Below are 25,439 nucleotides of genomic sequence, written 5' to 3' on the forward strand. Positions count from 1 at the left end.
AAACTGTCCGGCTTGGTTAAGTTGATCAGGCATCCAGTATGTCGCTGCCGCGCTCTCCGGCTACCAGGCTGGAAATTATATCGTGATTCAGCCACAGGGCCGGAGCAGGCGGATTCCATGAGGCATGCAGCATCAGGCGACCGGTGGAAAGGAACACAATCCTCGACAACTCGGCGCAGATGAGCTGTTTCTGGTCTGTGTGCATACCCATCAGTTCAGCCGAGGCGGCCAGCATCAGCTCGGCCTGTTCAAGCGTATTGTGCTGCGGCCAACTGGCGTAGTCAACAATCGCGGACAGGATCGGCGATGACAGGTACGTATTGGCCCGCTCCAGCAGTTTTTCGACACTCTCACCCTCCCGGAGCATCGCCTGACATCGCTCAAAAAGCGGTGCAGATGCCGCAGCGCCCACCTCGCGCCGGATTGCCGTCAACAGGGGGTACAAGGAGATCTCCACCCCGAGAAACAGGGCGCTGGAATTGGTCTGAATCTCGGGACAGTTGAAGACTGTCGCCACGACACCCTGAGCAGTTGCTTCGGCAGCGATATCTTCAAGCCGCATCTTGGCCAAACCTTGGACATAGGGTGTATAGGACTGCCAGCGAAATTCGCCGTTCACCAGGACTTCAGTGCCGTGATAGCCGTAGGCAGTATAGCGTACCCGGCCACCTGCGGCAGAAATACGCTCCCGCAGGACCGCCGTTTCTTCCAGCAGATAGCGGAGCGTGTCAGCCGTAACCTCATTGAAGCTGACATCACACAACTGGCCAAGATCGCTGTTCCAGAATGCGCCTGAAGACAGGTATTTATCCCCGGTGCCCTTGAACACACGGTTGAGGAGCGGCATAAACACCCGCACCCGGGGTATCCCGCCAGCCATGGTATGGGCGAAGAGGACATTGGCACCGGCAGGGATCAGCCCTTCCAGCTCGCTTGCCACCCGTGACAGGGCTGCACGAAAACGAGTTGTTCCAGCGGCACAGGCCTGTTCGATGAAGCCTTCGGCAAACGTGATGGTATTCCAGTCATCCGGACGGGCCTTCTTGAGCTGTTCTGTAACAGAGGCATGTCCGGCAACCGCCTCCATATCAAATCCCGCTTCCAGCGGCACGTTAATGATTTTTCCTCCGAGCAGGGCCTCACTTTCGGCCAGCTCATCACCGGTCAAGGGGCGCAGAGTGCCATCCGGGTCGCGCCGTCCGACGGTGGTGCCTATCACCGTCATGCCGAGTCGCTTGGCCTCATCCACCAAACCATTCGCATAACCACGTCCAAACAACTCTCCTGCCAGCACCAGCACATCACCGGCCTTATATCCTGCTGTCTCCGGCAACTGCCGCATCGGCCTGTATTCCGTCATATGTTCCTCCACGCATGTTCTATCAGTCTTCTATGCAAACAAGTTGTGAGTAATACCATGAAGCGCTCCGCAAAGTGAACAAAAAAAGCAGCCGCGCAGGGCGTGACATGGATAGCGATTCGTGCTATTGTGGCGGCCAGATCAAGCTCGAAAAACGGGATAAGTGCGCTAACGAAATCATTGTCTGCCAAAGAACGCAGAAAATGATTTCTACCTTACTAAACAGGAGACACTGCGCAACATGGATAACGACCTCATTCTTCTCGGTCACGGCAGCGGCGGGCGACTTTCCCATCAACTGCTGGATGACCTGATCATACCCACGTTGAGCGGAACCGCTCCGGCCGCCCAGAACGACGCCGCCCTGCTTGACCCGGTTGCCGGCCGCCTGGCCTACACCACCGATTCCTTTGTGGTCGACCCGATCTTCTTTCCCGGCGGAACCATCGGCAGCCTGGCGGTACACGGCACCGTCAACGACCTGGCCATGATGGGGGCACGACCGCTCTGGCTCAGCGTAGGGCTCATCTTGGAAGAAGGATTTAGCAAGGTCGATCTGAAGAACATCCTGGAAGATATGCGTCAGGCCGCCGACAAGGCCGGAGTCCGGATTGTCACCGGTGACACCAAGGTCGTTCCCCGCGGCAAGGCCGATAAAATATTCATCACCACCTCAGGGATCGGCACAATCGATCACAACATCTCCATCCACGGCGCCAATGCACAGGCGGGGGATGCGATCATCATTAACGGCACTATCGGCGACCACGGCGTCGCCGTCATGGCAGGTCGTGAAGGGCTCAACGTCAGCACCGATATCCGCAGCGATTCTGCAGCCCTCAACGGACTCGTCGCCGAGATTATGTCCGTGGCCGGAGACAGCCTGCATGTGCTGCGCGACCCGACCCGGGGTGGCGTCGCCACGACCATCAAGGAGATCGCCCAGCAATCATCCGTATCCATCACCCTGATCGAGGAGGCACTGCCGATCGCCCCGGCCGTACGTGGCGTCTGTTCGATCCTGGGACTGGACCCGCTCTTTGTGGCCAACGAAGGCAAACTGCTGGCCTTTGTGGCAGCGGAGGCAGCCGAACGTGTGCTGGCACGCATCAGGTTGCAGCCGCTGGGTGAAAAAGCTGCTATAATCGGGTATGTATCTGCAGGCGAAGCCGGCCGGGTACGCATGGAAACCGCCGTCGGCGGCACACGGGCGGTGGAGATGCTGGCTGGAGAACAGCTGCCGAGGATCTGTTAAATGGCAAAGGAAAAAACTCCCGTTACCCCGGCGGTTCGTCAACTGCGCGCAGAGAGGGTCGACTTCAGGGATCACCCCTACAGTTACGAAGAGAAGGGGGGCACCGCCGTATCCGCCCGCGAACTGGGAGTAGACGAGCACTGCGTGATCAAAACCCTGATTATGGAGGATGAGCACAAAGAGCCGCTGATTGTCCTGATGCATGGAGACCTGCAGGTTTCCACCAAGGAGCTGGCGCGGTTCATCGGAGTCAAGCAGGTCACCCCCTGTTCTCCGGATTCGGCACAAAAACATAGCGGTTATATGGTAGGAGGGACTTCACCGTTCGGCACCCGACGCCGCATGACAGTTTATATGGAAGCAGGCATCTCCGCATTGGAGCGGATCTACATAAATGGCGGCAAGCGTGGTTTCCTGGTGAGCATGTCGCCCGCAGAGCTTATCAGGGTGCTGCAGCCGGTTCCGGTTACAGTCGGGATACGATAAGGCCCAAAGCCTTTTTTTTCACTAATTGATGGAAAGGAACTGAACTGAACATGATCCGCAAGGCACAGATCAATGATGTCAAGGAAATCCAGAAACTTCTGATTACCTTTGCCAGCCGGGGCGACATGCTTTCGCGCTCGTTATCGGAAATATATGAATCCCTGCGTGATTTCTACGTATTCGAAGAAGGTGGAACCATCTTGGGAACAGCGGCGCTGCATATCGTCTGGGATGATCTGGCCGAGGTCCGCTCCGTAGCAGTGACCGAGGAGTCCGGACGCAAAGGCATCGGCAGCCAGCTCGTCCAGGCCTGTATTGCCGAAGCACGCGAAATCGGCCTGAAACGTATCTTCTGCCTGACCTACAAACCGGATTTCTTCGGCAAACACGGCTTCCATCTGGTAGACAAATCTGAATTGCCCCACAAAGTCTGGGGTGACTGCATCAAGTGCGTCAAGTTTCCCGACTGCGACGAGAACGCCATGATTCTGGACCTGTAACGGATAAGGCCGGCTATGCCGGCCTTATCCGTTCGTATACTGCCGCTCTCCTAGCCTTCCTGCAGCTCAATCGAAACCTGATTCCGGCCCCGCCGCTTGCTCTCAAACATCAGCTTGTCGGCCCGCTCGACCAGCGCCTCTATCGTATCCCCGACCCTGGCTACGGTGGCACCGATCGAGACAGTAACCCCGAGCACCTTTCCATTCTCGATAGTCAACTGCGATTTCTCCACCAGCCGGCGCAATCGGTCAGACAGGGCAAACAGATCCTCCGGCCGGATATTTACCAGCAGTGTAACAAACTCTTCTCCTCCCCAGCGGCCGATCACGTCAAAAGAACGCAGACTGTGGGCCAGGGTGGCGCTGATCATCTTGAGGATGCGATCACCGACCGTGTGGCCGTAGGTGTCGTTGATCGGCTTGAAATTATCAACATCCGTAAACAGCAGTGCAAACGGGAATCCGTAGCGCCGGAGCTCTTCAAGCCGGGCCGCCAGACTTATCTCGACAAAGCGGCGGTTGGCAATACCGGTCAAGGGATCATGCATGGCCATTTCCTGCAGCTCTTCCAGGCGTTGACGCATGGCATAGCGGGGGGAATTGCTGCTGTGAATCTCTACCGCTACCACAAAATGCTGATCAACCTCCCGAACCGGCGCGACTCTGATGGAAATCGGCAGCAGGTGTCCTTCCTTATGGCACACATACGCTTCAACCTCGCTCACCGCACATGATTCAAGCACCATGCGGATCGGGCCGGTGCTGCTTTCGCAGAGGTTTTTTCCATGTTTGTCCAGCGGTTTGAAGATGTCGCAGTAATTTCTGCCGACAACATCTGCCGCACTGTAGCCGGTCAGATTGGCCGAGCCCCTGTTCCAGAAGGTAATACGACCATCCGTATCTACAAAGAAAATCCCATCGTACAGGTTGTCAAGAATTTCACGATAAAAATCGACTGTTTCCAGCATTTACAACCCTCCACGGTGAGTATTATATCCAGTATGTGTGCCGAATGAACGATTGCAACGAGGAAGTCAGCGGTACGTTATGCACAGTATGAGTCCGAAGGCTCCTTGTCACTATCCCGTCCGGTGGTATGCTTATGGCATGAACAGCAAGATAACACGGCATAGTGCGTCCTTTGACGCAGACAATGGCCTGGAAATTCCTGCTCCGGACCCAGACAGGGAAGCGTTGCAGATGAAGTGGGGGCACGAACCGGATGCGCTGATCGAGATCCTTCATACTGCACAACAGCGCTACGGCTGGCTGGACCGGCCTCTGCTGGGCCGGATAGCCGAAGATCTGAAGCTGCCCCCCAGTCTTGTGTACGGCGTGGCCAGCTTTTATCACAGTTTTCGGCTGAAACCCACCGGACATAAAATATGCACGATCTGTACCGGTACATCCTGTCACCTGCAGGGTGGTTCCCGGCTGCTGCATGAACTGGAAAAGCACTTCAGTGTTGGGTGCGGCGCCACAACTGCCGATGGAGAACTGACTCTGGAGCAGGTCCGCTGTCTGGGGGCCTGCGGCATGGCCCCCCTGGTCAGGATCGAGCAAAAAGGCGACTCATCCAGCTCTCATGCCCATATGAACCGTGATCGGACCATCAGGCTGCTTCAGAATGATGTGACCGCAGAACCTGACCCGGGAAAAGCGCCCTCCCCGGTAGATATCTACGGCGACCCTCTCGTTCGCATCGTTCTCAAAAACAGTTCCGACAGAGAACCTGAAGACATCAGCACGGCACGGGCAGCAGGGGCATACGCCGCACTGGCCCGGGCCCTGCAGACACTGACACCGGAGGAGGTCTGCAGGCAGATCACAGCCAGCGGCCTGCGGGGACGCGGTGGAGCGGGCTATCCGACCGGCAGGAAATGGGACATGGTCAGGACCGCCCGCGGGAAACGAAAGTTTGTTGTGGCCAACGGTGATGAGGGAGATCCGGGGGCCTTCATGGACCGGACTCTCATGGAATGCGATCCCCATCGTGTGCTGGAAGGCATGGCAATCGCCGGTTATGCCGTCGGTGCCGCGGCCGGATTTGTGTATGTCCGCGGCGAATACCCGCTGGCCGCCCGCCGCCTGCGCGAGGCCATCGAACAGGCCGAAAGAGCCGGCGTGCTGGGACGCCATCTGTTCGGAACAGGTTTTACCTTCAGCGTCAGGGTGAGAATCGGGGCCGGCGCCTTCGTCTGCGGAGAGGAGACCGCCCTGATGGCCTCCATCATGGGCCGGCGCGGCCAACCGGTCATCCGCCCCCCCTACCCCGCCCAAAAAGGGCTGTGGGGGCACGCCACCCTGATCAACAACGTGGAGACCTTCGGCAGCATCGCCGCGATCATCGGGGATGGCGTCGAGCCGTTCCGGGCACACGGTACTCCCGGCAACCGCGGCACCAAGGTATTCTCCATCTCCGGGGACGTCGCCAGGGTCGGAGTGGTCGAGGTGCCGCTGGGAACAACAGTGCGTGATCTGCTGACACTGGCGGGCGGTGTCACGGGGGGGGGATTCAAGGCCGCCCAAACCGGTGGCGCCAGCGGCGGCTGTATCCCTGCCAGTCATATCGATCTACCGATAGACTACGAGTCGCTCAGGGATATCGGGACCATCATGGGTTCCGGAGGAGTTGTCATACTCAACGATACACGCTGCATGGTGGATGTGGCCCGTTTTTTCATGCAGTTCTGTTGTGATGAAAGCTGCGGAAAATGCACCCCCTGCCGGGCCGGAACACTTCAGGCGCTTCGCATTCTGGACAGGATCGGTAGCGGGCATGGAGATGAGGGCGATCTTCAGCAACTGGAAGAACTGTGCTATCTGATGCAGGACACCAGCCTCTGCGGGCTCGGCATGGCGGCGCCCACGCCGGTCCTGAGCACCTTGCACTGGTACCGCGACGAATACCTGGACCACATCCGGGAAGGCCGCTGTCCGGCAGGCGTCTGCAGCCAGGGGGCTGAATCATGAAACGGATCAGCCTGACCATCAACAACAGTCCCGTCTCGGGACACAGCGGGCAGACCCTGCTGCAGGTGGCGCAGCAGCATGCGATCGCCATACCGACCCTCTGCAATTTTCCGGCGCTTGCGCCGATCGGGGCCTGTAGGGTCTGCATTGTCGAGGTCCAGGGATATCCCCGTCCGCTGCCGGCCTGTGCCACCCTCGCAGAGCAGGGGATGGTGGTCACAACTGAATCGGAGCATATCCTGAAAACACGCCGGAAGATTGTCGAACTGCTCCTGGCGGAACGCAACCATACCTGCCCGGTCTGTGTGATGGACGGTAATTGCGAACTCCAATCCCTGGCAAAACTCCTGGGGATAGATCATGTGCGCTATGATTTTATCGCGCCGCAGACGACAGTTGACATCACGCAGACGCGCTTCGGCATCGATCACAACCGCTGTATCCTCTGCCGCCGCTGTATACGGGTGTGCGACGAGATTGAGGGGGCCCACACCTGGGATGTGAGCGGTCGGGGGGCAGACAGCAGAATCATCAGCGACCTGGCGGAACCCTGGGGAAACAGCGCAACCTGCACTGATTGCGGCAAATGTGTCCAGGCCTGCCCGACCGGCGCCCTGTTCGAAAAGGGTGCTGAAAAAACCCGCAAAGGCACACACTGCCTGGAAAGGCTTGTGGCATGGCGCGGCAGGAGGACCGGATGAACGCTACCAGACTGGCTACCGTCTGGCTCTCGGGCTGTTCCGGCTGCCACATGAGCCTGCTCAACATGCATCAGGGACTGCTGGAGGTTCTGGCCCTGTGTGAGCTGGTGTACTCGCCGCTGATGGACATCAAGGAATATCCCGACGGGGTTGATATTGTTCTGGTCGAGGGGGCTGTGGCCAATGAGGACAATCGGGAGATGGCCCAGATCATTCGACAGCGGTCGGGGGTTGTGATCAGTCTGGGGGATTGCGCCGTCAACGGAAATGTGAGCGCCCTGCGCAATCCGTCCGGACTCGCAGCGACCCTGGAGAGATCATATGAAACAGATGATCGGAAACCGGGATTGCCCCGGCTTGAAGAACGCGCCCTGCCGTTGCACCAGGTCATCCGGGTGGACGCCTTTGTACCCGGATGCCCGCCGGACCCGGCACTGATCAGACAAGCGATCGTTTTGCGCCTGAAACCCGCCTGACGAAAAAACGCCCCGAAGGGCGCTCTATTCTGTACTAGATACGTAAAATGGTGGTCTCAGATATAGTACATGATCCGGGGGTCCATCTCTTTCTTGATCCCCATATCCTGACCGCGCTGACAGAGGGTCTGCAGGGTCATGTTCCCAAACAGTTCATTCAGCATCGTACTGGCCTCTTCCCAGACGGTCTGGGTGACACAATTCCCTTCAAACGGACACTCGATCTTGCGTTTGCGTTTCTTGGTGGTTGCACCGGCACATTCAACCAGCAGTACATCCTGTTCGGTGGCGTTAAGGATCTCCAGAACAGTGATCTCGTCAGGCTTCTTTGCCAGGCAGTAGCCCCCCTGCGGACCACGCTTGCTCTTGAGAATGCCGGCACGCTTGAGATTCTGGAATATCTGCTCAAGGTAACGTGGTGAAATCTGCTGACGACGTGAAATATCCTGAATCTGGGACGGCTTGTCCCCGCAATTATAGGCAATATCAAACAAGGCACGAAGTCCGTACCGGCTTTTTGTTGAAAGGCGCATGGTTCCTCCCGATACATCTATTAGGTATGCAAATGATTACTGTAACACACCGGCGCTGTCAACAAAAAACACGCCAAAATCAACCATTTCTACACACATATTGTAACGTTATTACGTATTTTCTGACCGCATTACACAAGTGCCCTGGCAACAGTGATAACCGCCACCTCGGCGGCACCGCTGTTCTTTAGCATTCGTGCACATTCCTCGACCGTGCTGCCGGTTGTCAGCACATCATCCACCAGCAGCACCCGACGACCCTGTACCCGGTCCGAATTCTGAATGAAAAAAGCGCCTTTCACATTGGCCCGTCGGTCACATGCCGAAAGGTTAACCTGAGGTTCGGTCCAGCGGATTCGGCGCAGATTGTGGCGATCAAGCGGTATCTGCCAGTGGGATGAAAAAAGCTCGGCGAGCAGAAGCGCCTGATTAAAACCGCGGCTGCGCACCCTTCTGCGATGCAGCGGAACCGGCAAAATCAGTTCAGGTGCCCGCAAACGGACAAACCCTGAAAGCACCTCGATTGTCAGAAGCGCCAGCGGCCTGCGCAGATGGGTCTTGTTGCGGTATTTGAAGGAATGGATCAGATCACGGCCAACGCCGTCGTAGACAAGGGCTGCCCGAGCCGCGTCCACATAGTGGCGCGACGTGATACAACTGCCGCAGGCATGATCTTCGCCGGCACCGGTGAACGGGATCCCGCACATTACGCACAGAGGTGAGACAATCGACGGCATCCGTTCGCGACAGGCTGAGCAGATATGCAGTGGACCTGCATCGGGAATAAACGTACGGCAGACGTGGCAAAGCGGCGGGAAGAGGAAATCAAGGGCGGCATGCAGGAACGGCTTAAATTCCATGCTCTCTCACGGAAACGCAGTTGTTAAAAGAAAAGAGCATACAACCTGAGTCATATACTCTTTTTTGAACAGATATTTCTGGCAGCTCTCAGAATCCAAGATCGGCATTAACCACTATTACCTTCACATCTGTGAATCTCGGCTTCCGGTCTATGATAGTCGTAACACGACAAAGCCGGTCAGGTGAATTGCAGTCGCTGCAGAACCCTGTGCTGGCGCAGGGGGTTTTGAAGTTGAGGCGCCTGGCATTGGGCGGTGTGGCCCAGTTTTTGACTCGATTGATGGCATCCTGGGCCGTTCCGTCCACCAGTTTGTTGCGACCGGCCACCACAATTACCTTGCGCGGGCCGAAGAACATGGCTGCCACCCGGTTGCCGGTAGCATCGATATTGACCAGTTCACCGGAAAGCGTCAGTGCATTCGTACCAGTTAGAAACAGATCGCAGGTCAACTGACGACGCATGATAGCCATCTTTTCATCGCGGGAAAGGGCCGGGTTCCCATGATTCAGAATCTCCTTGCCCATTTCACGCAAGCGGTCCTCTACCTGTAACCCGCTGACAGACATGGAACCGCCAAACCCCACACTGCCGGCATCATCGGCCTCAGTGATGATCCTGTCGAAGCCCTCCTGCGGCGTAGCACAATACATGGCGTCAAAACCGTTTTTGACCAGAGAAGCCACCGCCTTAAGACACTTCTGCTCATGTGCCCAGAAGACCAGATCATTTGCCTGAGTCATGACTCCCCCTATTTCAAGAGCTTGACGGACTTTATAAACACCGGCTGAACCGGCATATTTTGAAAGACCATATTCACATTCTGGGTCTTTACATTGACAATCTTGTCAACGACATCCATTCCCTCGGTGACCTTGCCAAAGACAGCATATCCGGCGCCGTCGGGATTCGGTCGATTCAGCATCGCGTTATCCACGACATTGATGAAAAACTGGGCGGTTGCGCTGTCCGGGGCCGATGTACGGGCCATGGAGAGCGTTCCGCGATCATTCTTCAGTCCGTTGGCAGCTTCGTTCTTAATAGCTGCTTTGGTGGGTTTCTGCTTGCGGTCAGCGGTAAAACCGCCGCCCTGAATCATGAAGCCCGGAATAACGCGATGAAATATGGTGTCAGAGAAAAAGCCGCTATTGGCATAATCAAGAAAGTTTTTGACACTGATGGGGGCCTCTTTTTCGAACAGCTCAATCTTGATCTTTCCCAGAGTTGTCTCCATCTCCACGACAGGATTCTTTTTGCCTTCAGCGCAGGCGATTCCGGCGGACAGACATACTGCAGCGATAACAACCATGATTCTTTTGAACATACAGTCTCCTTCGATCTGGATGAGTGAATTCTCCTGGTACTCTGCGAGCACCGGGAGATCAGAAATATATACGCCATCACGGCAGCGAAATCAACCTTTGCGGAACAGCAGCCTATCGACTGGGCGCGCTGAATTTGAGATAACTTGCGAACCTGGCATCATTTTTCTACGGATCGAACCAGGTCAGCCAAACAGGTGATAAAAGTCGGTGAGCTGTTAAGGGATTCCATCCGCCTGAAATCCGTTATACCCAGCTTGTGCGCTTCTTCGCGATACTCAATATCGATTTCATGCAGCGTTTCGATATGGTCGGAAACAAACGAAAGCGGCACCATCAAAATCTCCCTGTGCCCCTGGGCGGCAAGCTCCTTCAACTTGTCCTGAGTAGAAGGTTCCAACCATTTTACCGGGCCGGCCCGTGACTGGAAGGCCAGGTGGTGGGCAACCCCCTCGAAGTGCTCCATGACCAGCCTGACTGTGGCCTGAATGTGATCTAGATAGGGATCACCATCCTTGATAAACGATTGGGGCAGGGAATGGGCCGAAAAAAAGAGCTGCACCCTGGAACGGTCCGGAAATCCTGACAGTCCCTGTTCGATCTTTTCTGTTAGAGCCTGAATATAGAGTGGGTGGTCATAGAACTGGCGGATGCAGGAGACCTCTGGGCGGATCTTTAACGTGGCCAGGCATTTTTCCAGCGCATTGAAACTGGAACCTGATGTGGCCCGGGAGAAGTGGGGATACAACGAAAGTGCTATAACACGACTGATCCCCGACTGACGGATAGCAGACAGGGCCTCTTCGGTGAAGGGATGCCAGTAGCGCATGGCCACAAAACAGCGGTACTCATCTCCCAGCATTTTCTCAAGCTCAACCGCCTGCTGCTCGGTCAACGCACGCAAGGGTGATTTCCCGCCGATATCCCGGTAATTGGCGGCGCTCTTTGGGGCGCGGCGCTTAACGATCATCCGGGCGATGAAGGGCTGCAGAAATGCCGGTCCGATTTTGATGATGTCCCGGTCCGAAAACAGGTTATACAGGAACGGCTCCACGGCTTCCAGGGAATCCGGACCACCCATCTGAAACAGCAGCACAGCGGTTTTATCTGACATAATCAGGCCCGGATCATGACAAGCAGCATCTTAAAGGGCTTCACTGCCTTCAGTTCATGGGGGATATTGGCCGGCATGATAATCATCTGCCCGGCGGCAACAGTATGCGGTTCGCCATTGATCGTAACTTCTGCTTCGCCGTCCACAATCTGCACAAAGGCGTCATAGGGCACCGTGTGTTCGCTCAGACCCTGCCCGGCGCCAAAGGAAAATATCGTCACGGTACCGATCTTCTTGTCGATCAAGGTCTTGCTGACCACCGAGCCTTCATTGTAGGCCACCAGGTCACTCAAGGTAAGTGCATTTCCGATCAATTCCATACCATCCTCCTCTGTAGCATCTTTCGTACATCTCCATAGTAGGGGTACAACGCATGACTGGCAACTGTTTTTGCACAAAAAGGCCGGAAGCATATCGCCTCCGGCCTTTTGTCATGAAAATGAGCTGCTGCTGAAAACGATCTATTTTTCTTCCTGGGCAGGAAGTCGAGAAGTTGCGCGGAGGCGTACCCTTCGGTACGCCGCACAAGCAAATTCGAAGAATTCCGCAGCCAGGGAGGAAAAGAGACGTTTTCGACTACATCATGCCGCCCATTCCGCCCATGCCGCCCATACCACCAGGCATTCCGCCGCCCATACCGCCGCCGTCTTCCTTCGGCTTCTCGGCGATCAGTGCTTCAGTGGTCAGCATCAGGCCTGCGATGGAGGATGCATTCTGCAGCGCATAACGTGAAACCTTGGTCGGATCGATGATGCCGGCCTTCAGCATGTCGACGTAGGTGTCGTCGGCGGCATTGTAGCCGAAGGCATCCTTGCCGTTCTTGACCTTGTCCACAACGATGGAGGCGTCGATGCCGGCGTTCTCGGCGATCTGACGGATAGGTGCCTCTAGGGAGGCCCTGACCACGTTGACGCCGAACTGCTGCTCAGCTACCAGTTTCAGACCGTCCAGAGCTGTCAGAGCGCGGATGTAAGCTACACCGCCGCCAGGGACGATGCCCTCGTCAACAGCTGCACGGGTTGCATGCAGAGCATCTTCCACGCGGGCCTTTTTCTCTTTCATCTCAACTTCGGTAGCTGCACCGACCTTGATAACGGCCACGCCGCCAACCAGCTTGGCAAGACGTTCCTGGAGTTTTTCCTTGTCGTAATCGCTGGAGGTTTCTTCAACCTGGGCGCGGATCATCTTGACGCGACCGGAGATTGCATCTTCCTTGCCGCCGCCATCGATGATGGTGGTGTTGTCCTTGTCAATGGTGATGCGCTTGGCTGTGCCGAGCATGTCCGTAGTAGTCTGGTCGAGTTTGAAGCCGACCTCCTCGGAGATCACCTGTCCACCGGTCAGTACTGCGATATCTTCCAGCATGGCCTTGCGGCGATCGCCGAAGCCAGGAGCCTTGACAGCAGCAACGTTCAGCACGCCGCGCAGCTTGTTGACTACCAGGGTAGCCAGGGCTTCGCCGTCGATGTCTTCAGCGATGATCAACAGCGGGCGGCCGGACTTGGCGCTCTGCTCCAGAACCGGGAGCAGGTCCTTCATATTGGAGATCTTCTTGTCGTGGATCAGGATCAGTGCATTTTCAAGGGTAGCTTCCATGCGCTCAGGATCAGTCACGAAGTAAGGGGAGAGGTAGCCGCGGTCAAACTGCATACCTTCTACGGTTTCGAGGCTGGTTTCCATGGACTTGGCTTCTTCCACGGTGATGACGCCTTCCTTGCCGACCTTCTCCATGGCCTCAGCGATGATGTCGCCGATGGTCTTGTCGTTGTTGGCAGAGATGGTGCCGACCTGGGCGATTTCTTTGTGGTCCTTGATCGGTTTGGAGATTTTCTTGAGTTCAGCAACGATGGCTTCTACAGCCTGGTCGATACCGCGCTTGATCTCCATCGGGTTGTGGCCTGCAGCCACCAGTTTGGAACCCTGCTTGTAAATGGCCTGGGCCAGAACAGTAGCAGTCGTGGTGCCGTCACCGGCAACGTCGGAGGTCTTGGAAGCAACTTCCTTGACCAGTTGTGCGCCCATGTTTTCGAACTTGTCTTCCAGTTCGATCTCTTTGGCAACGGTTACGCCGTCTTTTGTGATCAGCGGTGCGCCGTAGGATTTGTCGATAACAACATTGCGGCCTTTGGGACCGAGGGTAACTTTAACGGTATCGGCGAGGATATTTACGCCCTTCAGGATGGCATTGCGCCCTTCCTGGTCAAACTTGATGATCTTTGCACCCATTCTGGTATTCCTCCATTATATAATTGGTTTGATATGTATATGGTTCAACTTAAGAAATGAGAAAAACCGTTTCCTATTCAACGACCGCTAAAATGTCGTCTTCGCGCATCATCAGGTAATCGTCGCCGTCTACCTTGATCTCTGTACCGGCATATTTGCCGAACAGCACAGTATCGCCAACTTTAACATCCAGGGGGAGGACCTTGCCGTCTTCGGTCTTTTTACCATTGCCAACGGCCACGATCTCGCCGCGTTGCGGTTTCTCTTTTGCGGTTTCGGGGATAAAAAGTCCCCCGGCGGTTTTGCTCTCTTCTTCGACTCTCTTGACGATGATACGATCCTGCAGTGGTCTCAAATTCATGTTGTCCTACTCCTTTCGTATGGTGACTTCTTTTGTAAAGTCGAGATGAATTTAGCACTCGAATCCACTGAGTGCTAACGTGATGGGAATATAAACAGCGGTCATTCAAAAATCAAGGGGTATCTGAAAAAAAACCGCGATGGTTTTCATTTTGACTTTTGGATGGATGGCTGTTACAAGACAACAAATCTGTTATTACCGGTCTGGTGCCGCGCTCATATCCGGAGCGCGGTTAAAAGGGAAGAGGGTGTAACTCCCTCGCTGTCCCGCAACTGTAAGGGAGTACCGACTTCGCTCAATGCCACTGGGGATACCTGGGAAGGCGCGAAGAAGGGCTGATCCCCGAGCCAGGAAACCTGCCATACCGATGCTGTTTTGGGACCTCCGTGGAACGAGGGGCCGGAACCGGAGTGCATCTACCACCCACGATTTCGAGCCCCTTCCGACCAGGACAGGGGCTTTTTTAGTGAGTTAGAAATCATTTTCTGCTGTCTTTAAGCAGATAATGATTTCGTTAGCGCACTTATCCTGCGCAGCAGGGTTAGTGCAATAGATTCAGAAGAAGGAGACACTCTATGTCCCGGACAATTTTCATTACCGGCGGTACCCGCAGCGGCAAAAGCAAGGTTGCAGAAGAAATGGCGATCAGTTACGGTGCGCCGCTCTGCTATCTGGCTACGGCCCAGTCACTGGATGACGAGATGGGCCAGCGCATCCGAAAGCACCAGCAGCGCCGTGGCGATACCTGGCATACAATTGAAGAACCGTTGCACCTGGCTCAGGCCCTGGCTGCAAATGATGGCATGTTCAACGCTATCCTGGTGGATTGCCTGACGCTCTGGCTCTCCAACCTGCTGTTGCTCTACGAAGACCTGGGCGAAGAAACGGAATCACGGATCATGGATGATGTGCAACGACTCGCTACAACCCTGCGCGGCATGACCACCCCGACCATCATTGTCTCCAACGAGGTCGGCATGGGCATCGTACCGGATCATCGCCTGGGTCGCATCTTCCGTGATATCGCCGGGCAGGCCAACCAGATCGTGGCGACTGCCGCCAACGAGGCCTGGCTGGTGGCCAGCGGAATTCCGCTGAAATTGAAATAAAGGAATCTGACATGGATATCGTACAAACCACCCTTGCCCGCATCAAACCGGTCAACCCGGAACTGCTGACCCAGGCCCAGGCCCGGCTGGACAACAAAACCAAACCGCCCGGATCCCTGGGCCGGCTGGAAGAATTCGCCCGCCGCGTCGTTGCCATCAGTGGATCGTGCGAACCGGACACATCCAGGAAGGTCGTTTTCACCTTTGCCGGCGACCATGGCATCGTTGAGGAAGGTGTTTCGCTCTATCCCAGGGAAGTCACAACCCAGATGGTCTTCAACTTCCTGGCCGGAGGTGCCGGGGTCAATGTACTGGCCCTACATGTCGGGGCTGAGGTGCGCGTCGTGGATGTGGGTGTTGACCATGATTTTGAAAATGCTCCCGGCATGATCCACCGCAAGGTTGCCCGCGGCACCCGCAACTTCGCCAAGGGGCCGGCCATGACCAAAACAGAGTGCCTGGCCGCCCTGCAGGTCGGCATCGATCTGGCCGACGGCTGCAAAGCCGAAGGCGTGGGCCTGGTCGGCACCGGCGAAATGGGCATTGGTAACACATCCCCCTCCTCGGCCATCATCGCCGCCATCTCGGGTTTGACCGTACGGGAACTGACCCACCGCGGCACCGGCATCAACGACGCGGCCCTGGAGCACAAAATCGGCGTCATCGAGCAGGGACTGGCACTGAACAAACCGGACGGGAAGGACCCGCTGGACGTATTGACAAAAGTGGGAGGATTGGAGATTGCCGCTATTGCCGGACTGGTGTTGGGCTGTGCCGCCAACTCGATCCCGGTGGTCATCGACGGCTTCATCTCCACCGCCGGTGCCCTGATCGCCTCCGAACTGCATCCCCATGTGCGCGACTACATCTTTGCCGCCCACCAGTCGGTGGAGATCGGCCACCGCTTCATGCTGGAGCGCATGAGTGCCCGTCCGATCCTGGACCTTGACTTCCGCTTGGGAGAAGGCACCGGCGCGGCCCTGGCCATGGGGCTGATCGATGCGGGCGTGAAGGTATTGAAGGAGATGGCAACCTTTGACGAGGCCGGGGTAACGCACTGATGGTCATTATTTTGTCCACGAACTACACGAAAAAACACGAAATCAGTCAAAGACAAAAATTTATTCAATGGGTGTCGATCGACAACCTGATCAAAATGTTGCCTTTTGTTCGTGAACGTTCGTGTCTTTCGTGGACCGGGTTCTGACTCTATGCGCCTCTATCTCATCGCCCTACAGTTCCTGACCATCATCCCGCTCCCCTTTGACACCCGCTGCCAGAAGGAGGACCTGGGCCGGGCCACGGCCTGTTTTCCGCTGCTCGGCCTGACGATAGGCGGCCTGCTGGTCGGCCTAAACTGGCTGCTTGCCCCCTGGCTGAACCGCTCGCTGACGGCAGCCCTGCTGGTCACGGCCCTGGCAGCGATCACCGGCGCGCTGCATCTGGACGGACTGGCCGATGTCTGCGACGGCCTGGCGGCCCGGGGGAATCGGGAGCGCTTTCTGGCGATCATGAAGGACTCCCATGTGGGAGCGGTCGGAGCAGTTGCATTGGTGCTGGGCCTGTTGCTGAAATGGCAGGCGTTGCTGGCGGTCCCGGCCGGGATCACCTGGCAGGCGCTGCTGCTCTTTCCAATCCTGGGACGCTGCGCCCAGGTGCTGGCGTTAGGCGGGGCGAAACACGCCCGTCAGGAGGGTCTCGGCGCGGTCATCATCCAGGGCATGGCGACCCGGCACCTATTCATGGGGCTGGGCATCACCATTGCGGCCTGCCTGTTACTGCTGCCGCTCAAGGGGATGATCGCACTGACCGCCGTCTTTGCCGTCACACTGATTATCAAGGGCTACTTCCAGTGTCGCCTGGGCGGCCTGACCGGCGACATCATCGGCTGTATCAGCGAAATCGCTGAAATAGTCGCCCTGATCGTATTTTCTGCCGGGTATCAGCAGTGAGCAGGTCGTATCACACATGTCCGGATCAGGCGGACGTGCTGCTGGAGTCCTTCGCCGTCGGTGCACACTCCCGGTCGTACCGTTTCAGCAGCCGGGAGACCGTCATCCGGGCAGACCATCCTGATCAGGTTGCCGATGCACTGGCCGAGGTTGAACGGGCTGTGGCCCGTGGCAGACATGCCGCCGGCTTCGTTTCCTACGAAGCCGCTTCCGGGCTGAACCCTGATCTGCCGGTCAGCGGGAAGTCCGAACTGCCGCTGGTCTGGTTCGGAATCTTTGGCGAGCGCAGCGACTGCAGCGCTGACACGAACGAGCCTGCGGCCAGCGCATGCACTGTTTCGCCAGCCGAACTTACCATCAGCGAAACCGACTACCTGAACGCGGTGGGCAGCATCCGCGCTGCCATCGCCCGCGGCGAAACCTATCAGGTGAACTTTACGACCCGGCAGCACTTCTGCATCAGCGGCGATCCCTTTGCACTCTACCGCCGGATGTGCCGGAACCAGCAGGCGCCATACTGTGCCTGGCTCGACATCGGTTCACACCGGATCCTCTCGGCCTCACCGGAGCTGTTTTTCTCTCTGAAGAATAAGCAGGTAACGATGAAGCCGATGAAAGGCACCGCCCCGCGCAGACCGCGAACAGACGCGGATCTGCGGCAACGCGGGTGGCTGGCGGCCAGCGCCAAGGACCGGGCCGAAAACCTGATGATCGTAGACCTGGTGCGCAATGATCTGGGCCGGATCGCCGAAATCGGCAGCGTCCTGACAGAATCACTTTTTGATGTGGAGACCTACCCGACCGTGCACCAGATGACCTCCACCGTCACCGCCAGGGTCAGAGCGGAGATCGGACTGACCGATATCTTCCGGGCGCTGTTCCCCTGCGGTTCGGTCACCGGTGCCCCCAAGCGCCGCAGCATGGAGATCATCAGGGAACTGGAAGGGCAGCCGCGCGGTGTGTACTGCGGTGCCATCGGCTATGTCTCGCCCGGACGGGAAGCGGTCTTCAGCGTGGCCATCCGGACAGCGGTGATCGAAACCACTACCGGCTGCGGGGAACTGGGCATCGGCAGCGGCATTACCTGGGATTCGGACGGAGCCGACGAACTCAAGGAGTGTCTCGATAAAGCCGCATTTCTGACCAGAGACAGCGACACATTCAGCCTGATCGAGTCGCTGCGTTTCGACTCGCAGGGCTACCTGCTGCTGGAGCGACACCTGCAGCGCCTGGCCGGATCAGCCGCCTATTTCGGCTGCAGCCTTGACATCGATACCCTGCGCAGACAGCTTCAGGACCTGGGGCAAGAACTGAGCGGCTGCCACAAGGTACGTGTCCTGCTCGACTCCAACGGAAGCGCGTCCGTGGAATCCCAGCCGTTGACTGCAGCTGGGCAGGCCCAGCCACCGGCAGTGATCGCGGTATCGGAAAGACGGGTGGCATCGGCCGATCCGTTCCTGTACCACAAGACGACCCGCCGTGAGTTATATGACAACCAGCTCCGGGCACACCCTGGGTGTTACGATGTCATTTTTCTCAACGAGCGCGACGAGATCACCGAAGGGAGCTACAACACCATCGTCTGCGCCCTGGGCGGAGAGCTGCTGACACCGGCACTGGAGTGCGGACTACTACCGGGGGTGCTGCGTGCGGAACTGCTGGAGGTCGGCGCGGTCCGCGAGGCGGTGCTGACCCTGGATGATCTGCAGGCAGCCGCTACGATCTGGCTGGTCAACTCGGTGCGCGGCTGGCGGAAATGCGTTATTGCATAGTTTGCAACCTGACTTAACAAGCTGGAACAACAAAAACATGTTTCACGCAACGACGCAACGACGCAACGACGCGACGACGCGACGAAAACCGTGAACTGAGAATCAGGAACCAAGAATCAAAGAATAAAAGAATTAATATTTTTGATTAAAAGCCTCTCGTTGCGTCGTCGCGTGAGCAATGCCTGGATTTCCGTTTTTACAAAATAATCACTCAAGGAGAATTACATGCTGACCCAGATCGAATCCGCCCGCCAGGGCATCATCACCCCCCAGATGCAGACCGTTGCCGCTAACGAGCAACTGGAGGTTGAGTACATCCGTCGCATGGTCGCCGAAGGGAAGATCGTCATCCCCTGGAACCACGTTCGCAAACCGTCCCGCATCGCCGGCATCGGCAAGGGACTCTCCACCAAGGTCAACGCCTCCATCGGCACCTCATCCGACATCGTTGACTACGGGGCCGAGGTCCGCAAGGCGCTGGCAGCCCAGGAAGCGGGGGCCGACACCCTGATGGAGCTTTCCGTGGGGGGCGACCTGGACCGGGTACGGCGCGAAGTCATCGCCGCCGTGGATCTGCCGGTAGGCAACGTGCCGCTCTACCAGGCCTTCTGCGAGGCGGCCCGCAAGTACGGCGACCCCAACAAGCTGGACGAGGAGCTGCTCTTCGACCTGATCGAGCAGCAGTGCGCCGACGGCATGGCCTTCATGGCGGTGCACTGCGGCATCAACCTCTGTACCGTCGAACGCCTGCGCAAGCAGGGCTACCGCTATGGCGGCCTGGTGAGCAAAGGCGGCGTCTCCATGGTGGCCTGGATGATCGCCAACAACAAGGAAAACCCGCTGTACGAGAAGTTCGACCGGGTGGTCTCGATCCTCAAGAAATACGACACCGTGCTCTCCCTGGGCAACGGCCTCAGGGCCGGGGCAATCCACGACTCCTCGGACCGGGCCCAGATCCAGGAGCTGCTCTTCAACTGCGAGCTGGCCGAGATCGGCCGCGACATGGGCTGTCAGATGCTGGTGGAAGGTCCGGGACATGTGCCCCTGGACGAGATCGAGGGCAATATCCAGCTGCAGAAGCGCATGAGCGGCGGGGCGCCTTACTACATGCTGGGACCGATCACCACCGACGTGGCCCCCGGCTTCGACCACATCACCGCCGCCATCGGTGCAGCACAGTCCAGCCGCTTCGGGGCTGACCTGATCTGCTACATCACCCCGGCCGAGCACCTGGCCCTGCCCAACGAGGAGGATGTGCGCATGGGGGTCAAGGCAGCCAAGATCGCCGCCTACATCGGCGACATGAACAAGTACCCGGAAAAGGGACGTGAGCGCGACAAGGAGATGTCCAAAGCCCGCCGCGACCTGAACTGGGAGAAGCAGTTCCAGTTGGCACTCTACCCGGAGGACGCCCGCGCCATCCGCGCCAGCCGTACCCCGGAGGACGAGGACACCTGCACCATGTGCGGCGATTTCTGCGCCTCGCGCGGGGCAGGCAAACTGTTCAGCTGTGATCTGAAGGGCGACAAGATTTAACGTCAACAAAACAGTTATTTACCACGAAGACACGAAGAGCACAAAGGATTCATGAAGATATTCAGCAGACTGTATTCATCAATATGGTGAGATCTGAAAACTGGGAATTAAACTCACCCATCTGTAAATATTCTTTGTTTTACTTCTTGAACTTTGTGTCTTCGTGGTAAGACGCTTTTAAAGAACTGACAGGACAACCATGAAGATCCTCCCCTCTGACAACTCCTACCGTACCTTCTGCGACTTGACGGGTGGCTACCGCATGTTCTTTGTCCTGAGCGAGGCGCTCCGATCAGGCGTCATCGACCTGCTGGAGGATGGGGAGCGAACTGTCGAGGAATTGCTGGCTGCCGCAGCGCTGCAACCCGCGGAGGGACGACGCTTCATCGACCTGCTGGTGAGTGTCGGGCTGTTGGAGCACTATGACGGACGGCTCTACCTGTCACGCTTCAGCAGGAGCTATCTGAGCCGCTCAAGTGCCACGTGTCAGCGTCATGTGTTGGAGTTCGAGCCGATCCTGATGGAGAACTGGCGCCAACTGGGCACCGTACTGGGAGAGGGACAGGGAGCGTTGATCCGCGAGCAGGCCCCCGATGAATACCGGGAGCGGCTGCAGCTTTATCAGCAGGCCATGAGCGAGGCGGCGATCGTCCGCTCCCGCGAGTTGTGGGAAGCCGTCACCGGGTTGCCGGAGCACGGCACGATCATCGACATCGGCGCCGGTGACGGCACCTATCTGCGCGAGTTTATGGCACGTCATCCCCAGTGGCACGGGGTGGCCTGCGACCTGCCGGACGTCTGCAACAGGCTGGCGGCCGGGCCTGTTCCGGATAACCTGCGCCTGTATCCCTGCAACATCCTGGACGAACAAGAGCTGTCCGGGCTGGTGTCCGCTTATCAGGCTCATGCCGATCTGGTGCTGCTGTCCAACATCTGCCACTGCTACGGCCCGGACGAAAACCGGGCCCTCTTGCTCCAGGCCGGGGAACTGCTGACGGCGGACGGCCTGCTGATTGTTCACGATTTTTTCCGCGACGCCAACAGTGTCGGTGACCTGTACGACCTCCACATGCTGGTCAACACCTGGAACGGGCGCAGCTATACCACCGCCGAAACCACCACCCTGCTGCAGGATTCCGGTTTCGCCCATACCACGCTCATTGAACTCCCCTCCTCCTCCCTGGCCCTGGTCGCCAGCCGCAGCAGCCCCTATCCGGGCGCCTCATCACTCGTTGGCCTGAAAAGCCACGCCCGCTCCCACGGTTTCTTTGCCGCTGTCGAGCTTGACCCGGCCATCATTCGCTCCGAGGCCTGGGTCAGGGCCAAATGCGCCTACGGCTGCTCCCGCTTCGGCAAACGCTGGAGCTGTCCGCCCCACTCTCTGGACCAGGCCGGTTTCGAGGAGCTGCTGGGGTGCTATTCACGGGCCCTGCTGGTGGCAGGACAACCGCCGCTCAGGGATTTTCAGGAGCATCTGCTGGCATTGGAGAAGGAGGCTTTTCTGGGAGGATTCAAAAAGGCGCTGGTTTTCAGTGGAGGTCCCTGCTGCTGGTGTGAGGAGTGCCCACCGGATCAATGCAGCCATCCGGAGAAACGCCGGCCGTCGCTGGAGTCCTGCGGCTGCGACGTCTTTGCCCTAGCGGAACGCTGCGGCATCCCGGTCGCCCCGTTGCGCAGCAGTGATGATTTTGTTCAGTATATCGGGCTGCTGTTGGTGGATTGATCCCATCAATACGAAACGTTTGCCGGGATTGCTACAACAGATGAAGATGAGTCCTCGAACAGCTCAATTTCAATCGGGCATTCTTCTGCCAGAAGCGTATCTAAGGGAGGCAGGTTTCGCACAACCAGGATTTTTAATATAGCAACTTTGAGAAATATCTTTGATGCTCACCGCAATTCCTAGGCTTAATACTAGGAAAACTATGGACTCTCACCAGTTTTTTCCCGCTCAATAAGTGCCCCCAGGTTTTTGTCCATCTTACTGGATGCATATAACCTACAAAGACCGCTTACTTGCTTTTTCAGTTTTAGTATGCAGTATAGTTCATAAGTAGATAACGCAATTAACATGAGTAAAATCACTGTACTTATCGGGTCAGAACCTTGACGAAACATGTTTATAAGTAATAAAGCTATATACATGAGTGTCTGCGCGAATACACCCGTGTTACATATTTGTAGCGGGTTATCAATGGACTTGATCATGGCCGAGTCATGAAACTTAGCAAACAATTCATTAAATGCCGTTCCACCTGTATTGGTAGTCGTCTTATACCCTCTGGTATTCATTAGTATTTCTGCTATCGATCCTTTAATTGTAAAATAGCGGCCATCGGTCGTTATCACAACAATCTTTTCCAGAAAATTTACGAGGAAGGTCGTTTTATAGCAAGCCAGCACCTCGTTCCAAGTATATTTTGAATTATCGAATTCAAATTATAGATCTGTAGCTGTCAATCTGATCTGTATCAGCGAGTAATACACGCGCCAACCGAAGTATTTTACAGTAGTGTCCGGACTCTCTTCAGGAAGAGCAGCAGTTCTGTATCTATTCGAATTTGATGTCATGTCATTGTCCTATCGTTATAAAGCACAAAGCTTGACCAACCAGGTTCTGGGCAGATCGTGGTGTTAGTCATGAATTTGCTTTTTACTCAATATGTGACATTTTGTTCCTGATGAGCACGAGACGACGTTCCTTCACACATTCCTTGCCAGTTTTCCCAACGGTTCGGAAAATCACCTGACGGTCTTTAGGTCAGGTGCATTTTTCTTGTTGGAATCTCTCCATTTTCCTTGTTATCACCGTTTTGATATTCCATTAACATCTGCATTTATTCCAAAAGATAGTGACCTTCCTGTTATTAAGTCTCGCCCATTCTTGTAACCGTTCAAAAATGAGTTTCCTTCGGTCAACCGGAACATGAAAATCATTTTCCCACACCAATAATCCTTCATTGGCGTTAGGTGAATCCTCAACAATTGCTGAAACAGCACCCTCAGCATCGGAGTACATTAATTCTTGGTTATACATATGAAGTCGAGTGAGTTTGAAGTCGTAGTCCATTTATGCCTCTAATTCCAACGTGGTTGGACGTCGCTTTTTGTTGTTTGTAATTCACGCCCAATTGAAAACGATATCCTTGATAAGCCTCGAATGTTCTTCCCTGTACATTGCTATGTCGGAAATCTGCTTGAGTTCATGCAGTAATCCTTTTGCTGGGGGATCTTTAGGCCGTTCAGTGCGGTACTTTGAAATCTCTGATAAAAAAATAGATTGGTCTTGGCCTATTGGAACGACTTCTTGTGCCAGTTTTTCTAATGCATCATAGACATCTGCTGCGTCCATTTGAGTTCTCACTTAATTTCGTAATATTGTGCTGCTTCTGTGACGGAAAGCAGTCTTATGGATCTTTCCATTTCTGGCAGCTCGATAAGGTTCCCGCACTTTCTACACTTGTACAAAGCTGCCTGCCTTTTGATTGAAATTCCGATTTCTTCAAATCTTGTGGTCGGCGCTGGAAATCTATTGCAGCATTCATTTAGTTTCATTTTGTCGTCCAACGGTGTGGTGGCGCACCAGCGGCGCAGGTTTATCGCGCCGACTGTGTGCCGCCGCCTTGTTGGCTGTTCAATTTACTCTGCTTTTTCCACGAAAGATGATCTCCGATTCAGAGCAGAAAGAGACAATCGCAAAGCTTGCGCCGATTAACACTGAAACCAGAACTGAAACCTCAGGTTTCGCAATAGCCCACCACGTTCCTCCTCCGGCGCATCCTCCGATTATTGTGGCAATAACAAAGTGTGACTTTTTAAGTATATTTGTAAATCTGCTTATAATACCCACTGTTACAGCGAATGCCACTCCAGCTCCTATGCTAGCGACAAATGAATCAATTGACGGAATAAACAGCCAAATGCAGCAAACTCCAATTATGATTCCCACCAATATTGAAAAACCGAATAACCTCAAAAATGATGGTTTGTCATGATGAATTATCATCAGTTTCCTCTGTATTCTCAGCCAACTAGCTGTCAGACTTTCGTTTATACATTTTGTAGACTTCATATGCGATAAACGGGATACCTGCGAACATTGCTACCACTCCAGTGACAATTGATTCATTCCCTGTCATTGGCCCAGATTTACCTGTCGAGGGAATTATAGCTCCGGTTTTTTGCGCAGAGATTCCTTGAACAATCATCACAATTCCCATGACCACAAAACCAACTCCGAGGACAAAGAATTCCCACGATAGTTTATATTTTGATTTTTCCTGTTTGATCATCTTCTTCCTGGCCAACGTCGTGGGCGGTGAGCGGGCTTCACCGCTCCACCGGCCTTGTTGGGCATTTTCAGTCAGCCTTTTGAGCTAAATCGATATTTTTGCCTGGCTCAATACTCAGGCCTTCTTCCTTCTTGATGCTGTTCAGCTTGTATTGGAGGTAAATAGCACCAAATATGAGAGTCCAACAAGCGCTGTACCATGATGATGTCTTCCATTGGCCTCCAAGAATTAAGTTCATTCTGCTTCTGATTTTAAAGTTCCAAATGATTTCCAAGACCCAACTGACGTTTCCTAAATGTTGAAGGACCATTTTTACAGCAGGATGTGGAACAAATATTTTAGTTACGGCAACTGCAACAATAGCGATTTTTAGCCAAAGGCATGTGGTATACCACTTTTCACTTATCTGGTTTTCAGGCAGAAGTTGATTGATTACTCTTCCGTGGTTACGTCGCCAAAAAAGCAAGTAGATGCCCAACGTAATAATTGCTCCGCTGGCGACCTCAAAAGTGGCTTCTGATGGGAATTTTTGTAGTTTTTCTTTTCTCATTTTATTGGTGCCCAACTCGTACATCATGGGTTTCCGTATATCAGGTCTTTGAAAAACTCACC

27 protein-coding genes and 1 riboswitch are annotated in these 25,439 nt (G+C 55.5%); of the genes, 13 read left to right on the forward strand and 14 right to left on the reverse strand.

What is annotated here, in order from left to right:
• Positions 1-25 precede the first annotated feature (25 nt).
• Positions 26-1,360 carry an enoyl ACP reductase FabMG family protein gene (locus tag ACOCF6_RS05810; protein WP_482459448.1) on the reverse strand — a complete coding sequence of 445 codons (1,335 nt, stop codon included), beginning with the start codon at positions 1,358-1,360 and terminating at the stop codon, positions 26-28.
• 241 nt (positions 1,361-1,601) lie between these two features.
• Between ACOCF6_RS05810 and hypE the strand changes: the two genes are divergently transcribed.
• From hypE to ACOCF6_RS05825, 3 genes are read left to right on the forward strand one after another with little or no spacing between them, the layout of a single operon-like run.
• The gene (gene hypE, locus ACOCF6_RS05815) at positions 1,602-2,615 is read left to right on the forward strand and encodes a hydrogenase expression/formation protein HypE (protein ID WP_482459449.1); all 1,014 of its coding nucleotides are present in this window, start codon (positions 1,602-1,604) and stop codon (positions 2,613-2,615) included.
• Entirely contained in the window at positions 2,616-3,101 is a 486-nt protein-coding gene (locus ACOCF6_RS05820; protein ID WP_482459450.1) for an aminoacyl-tRNA deacylase, read from the forward strand.
• 50 nt (positions 3,102-3,151) lie between these two features.
• Positions 3,152-3,601, forward strand: coding sequence for an N-acetyltransferase (locus ACOCF6_RS05825; protein ID WP_482459451.1), 450 nt, complete (start codon positions 3,152-3,154; stop codon positions 3,599-3,601).
• 50 nt (positions 3,602-3,651) lie between these two features.
• Here ACOCF6_RS05825 and ACOCF6_RS05830 read toward each other — a convergent pair whose 3' ends face one another.
• Positions 3,652-4,569 carry a GGDEF domain-containing protein gene (locus tag ACOCF6_RS05830; RefSeq protein WP_482459452.1) on the reverse strand — a complete coding sequence of 306 codons (918 nt, stop codon included), beginning with the start codon at positions 4,567-4,569 and terminating at the stop codon, positions 3,652-3,654.
• Positions 4,570-4,708: 139 nt separating this feature from the next.
• On the opposite strand from ACOCF6_RS05830, the gene ACOCF6_RS05835 reads away from it, so the two are divergent.
• From ACOCF6_RS05835 to ACOCF6_RS05845, 3 genes are read left to right on the forward strand one after another with little or no spacing between them, the layout of a single operon-like run.
• Positions 4,709-6,574 (forward strand): NAD(P)H-dependent oxidoreductase subunit E, encoded by a 1,866-nt coding sequence (locus tag ACOCF6_RS05835; RefSeq protein ID WP_482459453.1) that lies wholly within the window; start codon positions 4,709-4,711, stop codon positions 6,572-6,574.
• Positions 6,571-7,275: a bidirectional hydrogenase complex protein HoxU gene (gene hoxU / locus ACOCF6_RS05840; RefSeq protein WP_482459454.1), complete on the forward strand. Its 705-nt coding sequence runs from the start codon at positions 6,571-6,573 to the stop codon at positions 7,273-7,275. Before ACOCF6_RS05835 ends, hoxU begins: the two co-directional genes overlap by 4 nt.
• Positions 7,272-7,751 carry an NADH-quinone oxidoreductase subunit B family protein gene (locus ACOCF6_RS05845; protein ID WP_482459455.1) on the forward strand — a complete coding sequence of 160 codons (480 nt, stop codon included), beginning with the start codon at positions 7,272-7,274 and terminating at the stop codon, positions 7,749-7,751. The genes hoxU and ACOCF6_RS05845 overlap by 4 nt, the downstream gene beginning before the upstream one ends.
• 56 nt (positions 7,752-7,807) lie before the next feature.
• Here ACOCF6_RS05845 and ACOCF6_RS05850 read toward each other — a convergent pair whose 3' ends face one another.
• From ACOCF6_RS05850 to groES, 8 genes are all read right to left on the reverse strand, one after another.
• On the reverse strand, positions 7,808-8,284 hold the full coding sequence (locus tag ACOCF6_RS05850) for an RrF2 family transcriptional regulator (protein ID WP_482459456.1): 477 nt from the start codon (positions 8,282-8,284) through the stop codon (positions 7,808-7,810).
• Between the two features lie 131 nt (positions 8,285-8,415).
• Positions 8,416-9,144 carry a ComF family protein gene (locus ACOCF6_RS05855; protein ID WP_482459457.1) on the reverse strand — a complete coding sequence of 243 codons (729 nt, stop codon included), beginning with the start codon at positions 9,142-9,144 and terminating at the stop codon, positions 8,416-8,418.
• Between the two features lie 88 nt (positions 9,145-9,232).
• Complete coding sequence (locus ACOCF6_RS05860) at positions 9,233-9,886, reverse strand: lactate utilization protein (RefSeq protein ID WP_482459458.1); 654 nt, start codon at positions 9,884-9,886, stop codon at positions 9,233-9,235.
• A gap of 8 nt (positions 9,887-9,894) precedes the next feature.
• Entirely contained in the window at positions 9,895-10,467 is a 573-nt protein-coding gene (locus tag ACOCF6_RS05865; protein WP_482459459.1) for a peptidylprolyl isomerase, read from the reverse strand.
• Positions 10,468-10,625: 158 nt separating this feature from the next.
• On the reverse strand, positions 10,626-11,579 hold the full coding sequence (gene hemH / locus ACOCF6_RS05870; RefSeq protein WP_482459460.1) for a ferrochelatase: 954 nt from the start codon (positions 11,577-11,579) through the stop codon (positions 10,626-10,628).
• Positions 11,580-11,581: 2 nt separating this feature from the next.
• On the reverse strand, positions 11,582-11,899 hold the full coding sequence (locus tag ACOCF6_RS05875) for a cupin domain-containing protein (RefSeq protein WP_482459461.1): 318 nt from the start codon (positions 11,897-11,899) through the stop codon (positions 11,582-11,584).
• Between the two features lie 256 nt (positions 11,900-12,155).
• Complete coding sequence (gene groL / locus ACOCF6_RS05880; RefSeq protein WP_482459462.1) at positions 12,156-13,805, reverse strand: chaperonin GroEL; 1,650 nt, start codon at positions 13,803-13,805, stop codon at positions 12,156-12,158.
• A gap of 73 nt (positions 13,806-13,878) precedes the next feature.
• Entirely contained in the window at positions 13,879-14,166 is a 288-nt protein-coding gene (gene groES, locus ACOCF6_RS05885) for a co-chaperone GroES (protein ID WP_482459463.1), read from the reverse strand.
• 187 nt (positions 14,167-14,353) lie between these two features.
• Positions 14,354-14,544, forward strand: a riboswitch (cobalamin riboswitch).
• Between the two features lie 197 nt (positions 14,545-14,741).
• Here groES and cobU point away from each other — a divergent pair.
• The 6 genes from cobU to ACOCF6_RS05915 all read left to right on the forward strand — a co-directional run bounded on the left by cobU (position 14,742) and on the right by ACOCF6_RS05915 (position 22,258).
• On the forward strand, positions 14,742-15,275 hold the full coding sequence (cobU, locus tag ACOCF6_RS05890; protein ID WP_482459464.1) for a bifunctional adenosylcobinamide kinase/adenosylcobinamide-phosphate guanylyltransferase: 534 nt from the start codon (positions 14,742-14,744) through the stop codon (positions 15,273-15,275).
• 11 nt (positions 15,276-15,286) lie between these two features.
• Positions 15,287-16,336, forward strand: coding sequence for a nicotinate-nucleotide--dimethylbenzimidazole phosphoribosyltransferase (gene cobT / locus ACOCF6_RS05895; protein ID WP_482459465.1), 1,050 nt, complete (start codon positions 15,287-15,289; stop codon positions 16,334-16,336).
• Between the two features lie 150 nt (positions 16,337-16,486).
• Entirely contained in the window at positions 16,487-17,227 is a 741-nt protein-coding gene (gene cobS, locus ACOCF6_RS05900; RefSeq protein WP_482459466.1) for an adenosylcobinamide-GDP ribazoletransferase, read from the forward strand.
• Positions 17,224-18,999 (forward strand): aminodeoxychorismate synthase component I, encoded by a 1,776-nt coding sequence (pabB, locus tag ACOCF6_RS05905; RefSeq protein ID WP_482459467.1) that lies wholly within the window; start codon positions 17,224-17,226, stop codon positions 18,997-18,999. The genes cobS and pabB overlap by 4 nt, the downstream gene beginning before the upstream one ends.
• A gap of 225 nt (positions 19,000-19,224) precedes the next feature.
• Positions 19,225-20,535 carry a phosphomethylpyrimidine synthase ThiC gene (gene thiC, locus ACOCF6_RS05910; protein ID WP_482459468.1) on the forward strand — a complete coding sequence of 437 codons (1,311 nt, stop codon included), beginning with the start codon at positions 19,225-19,227 and terminating at the stop codon, positions 20,533-20,535.
• 199 nt (positions 20,536-20,734) lie between these two features.
• Entirely contained in the window at positions 20,735-22,258 is a 1,524-nt protein-coding gene (locus ACOCF6_RS05915; RefSeq protein WP_482459469.1) for a DUF2284 domain-containing protein, read from the forward strand.
• Between the two features lie 200 nt (positions 22,259-22,458).
• Here the strand turns inward: ACOCF6_RS05915 and ACOCF6_RS05920 are convergent, their stop codons facing one another.
• Together ACOCF6_RS05920 and ACOCF6_RS05925 are read right to left on the reverse strand one after the other, a co-directional pair.
• Entirely contained in the window at positions 22,459-22,884 is a 426-nt protein-coding gene (locus tag ACOCF6_RS05920; RefSeq protein ID WP_482459470.1) for a hypothetical protein, read from the reverse strand.
• A gap of 772 nt (positions 22,885-23,656) precedes the next feature.
• Positions 23,657-23,887: a hypothetical protein gene (locus ACOCF6_RS05925; protein WP_482459471.1), complete on the reverse strand. Its 231-nt coding sequence runs from the start codon at positions 23,885-23,887 to the stop codon at positions 23,657-23,659.
• Between the two features lie 133 nt (positions 23,888-24,020).
• On the opposite strand from ACOCF6_RS05925, the gene ACOCF6_RS05930 reads away from it, so the two are divergent.
• Complete coding sequence (locus ACOCF6_RS05930; RefSeq protein ID WP_482459472.1) at positions 24,021-24,530, forward strand: hypothetical protein; 510 nt, start codon at positions 24,021-24,023, stop codon at positions 24,528-24,530.
• A 36-nt stretch (positions 24,531-24,566) separates the two neighbouring features.
• On the opposite strand, the gene ACOCF6_RS05935 is transcribed toward ACOCF6_RS05930, so the two are convergent.
• Together ACOCF6_RS05935 and ACOCF6_RS05940 are read right to left on the reverse strand one after the other, a co-directional pair.
• Positions 24,567-24,827, reverse strand: a complete 261-nt coding sequence (locus tag ACOCF6_RS05935; RefSeq protein WP_482459473.1) for a hypothetical protein — start codon at positions 24,825-24,827, stop codon at positions 24,567-24,569.
• A gap of 67 nt (positions 24,828-24,894) precedes the next feature.
• A complete protein-coding gene (locus ACOCF6_RS05940; protein ID WP_482459474.1) occupies positions 24,895-25,377 on the reverse strand; it encodes a DUF4234 domain-containing protein in 483 nt (160 codons plus the stop codon).
• Positions 25,378-25,439: the final 62 nt, after the last annotated feature.

Source organism: Geobacter psychrophilus (genome assembly GCF_056821595.1).

Bases quoted from the DNA above. Each gene is read 5' to 3' on its own strand.
- ACOCF6_RS05915 (WP_482459469.1), top strand. From the start codon at position 20,735: ATGAAGATCCTCCCCTCTGACAACTCCTACCGTACCTTCTGCGACTTG.
- ACOCF6_RS05860 (WP_482459458.1), bottom strand. From the start codon at position 9,886: ATGACTCAGGCAAATGATCTGGTCTTCTGGGCACATGAGCAGAAGTGT.
- ACOCF6_RS05940 (WP_482459474.1), bottom strand. From the start codon at position 25,377: ATGAGAAAAGAAAAACTACAAAAATTCCCATCAGAAGCCACTTTTGAG.
- ACOCF6_RS05830 (WP_482459452.1), bottom strand. From the start codon at position 4,569: ATGCTGGAAACAGTCGATTTTTATCGTGAAATTCTTGACAACCTGTAC.
- ACOCF6_RS05925 (WP_482459471.1), bottom strand. From the start codon at position 23,887: ATGGACGCAGCAGATGTCTATGATGCATTAGAAAAACTGGCACAAGAA.
- cobS (WP_482459466.1), top strand. From the start codon at position 16,487: ATGCGCCTCTATCTCATCGCCCTACAGTTCCTGACCATCATCCCGCTC.
- ACOCF6_RS05865 (WP_482459459.1), bottom strand. From the start codon at position 10,467: ATGTTCAAAAGAATCATGGTTGTTATCGCTGCAGTATGTCTGTCCGCC.
- ACOCF6_RS05855 (WP_482459457.1), bottom strand. From the start codon at position 9,144: ATGGAATTTAAGCCGTTCCTGCATGCCGCCCTTGATTTCCTCTTCCCG.
- ACOCF6_RS05875 (WP_482459461.1), bottom strand. From the start codon at position 11,899: ATGGAATTGATCGGAAATGCACTTACCTTGAGTGACCTGGTGGCCTAC.
- ACOCF6_RS05825 (WP_482459451.1), top strand. From the start codon at position 3,152: ATGATCCGCAAGGCACAGATCAATGATGTCAAGGAAATCCAGAAACTT.
- ACOCF6_RS05850 (WP_482459456.1), bottom strand. From the start codon at position 8,284: ATGCGCCTTTCAACAAAAAGCCGGTACGGACTTCGTGCCTTGTTTGAT.
- thiC (WP_482459468.1), top strand. From the start codon at position 19,225: ATGCTGACCCAGATCGAATCCGCCCGCCAGGGCATCATCACCCCCCAG.
- groL (WP_482459462.1), bottom strand. From the start codon at position 13,805: ATGGGTGCAAAGATCATCAAGTTTGACCAGGAAGGGCGCAATGCCATC.
- cobT (WP_482459465.1), top strand. From the start codon at position 15,287: ATGGATATCGTACAAACCACCCTTGCCCGCATCAAACCGGTCAACCCG.
- ACOCF6_RS05810 (WP_482459448.1), bottom strand. From the start codon at position 1,360: ATGACGGAATACAGGCCGATGCGGCAGTTGCCGGAGACAGCAGGATAT.
- groES (WP_482459463.1), bottom strand. From the start codon at position 14,166: ATGAATTTGAGACCACTGCAGGATCGTATCATCGTCAAGAGAGTCGAA.
- hoxU (WP_482459454.1), top strand. From the start codon at position 6,571: ATGAAACGGATCAGCCTGACCATCAACAACAGTCCCGTCTCGGGACAC.
- cobU (WP_482459464.1), top strand. From the start codon at position 14,742: ATGTCCCGGACAATTTTCATTACCGGCGGTACCCGCAGCGGCAAAAGC.
- ACOCF6_RS05835 (WP_482459453.1), top strand. From the start codon at position 4,709: ATGAACAGCAAGATAACACGGCATAGTGCGTCCTTTGACGCAGACAAT.
- hemH (WP_482459460.1), bottom strand. From the start codon at position 11,579: ATGTCAGATAAAACCGCTGTGCTGCTGTTTCAGATGGGTGGTCCGGAT.
- hypE (WP_482459449.1), top strand. From the start codon at position 1,602: ATGGATAACGACCTCATTCTTCTCGGTCACGGCAGCGGCGGGCGACTT.
- ACOCF6_RS05935 (WP_482459473.1), bottom strand. From the start codon at position 24,827: ATGATCAAACAGGAAAAATCAAAATATAAACTATCGTGGGAATTCTTT.
- ACOCF6_RS05845 (WP_482459455.1), top strand. From the start codon at position 7,272: ATGAACGCTACCAGACTGGCTACCGTCTGGCTCTCGGGCTGTTCCGGC.
- ACOCF6_RS05820 (WP_482459450.1), top strand. From the start codon at position 2,616: ATGGCAAAGGAAAAAACTCCCGTTACCCCGGCGGTTCGTCAACTGCGC.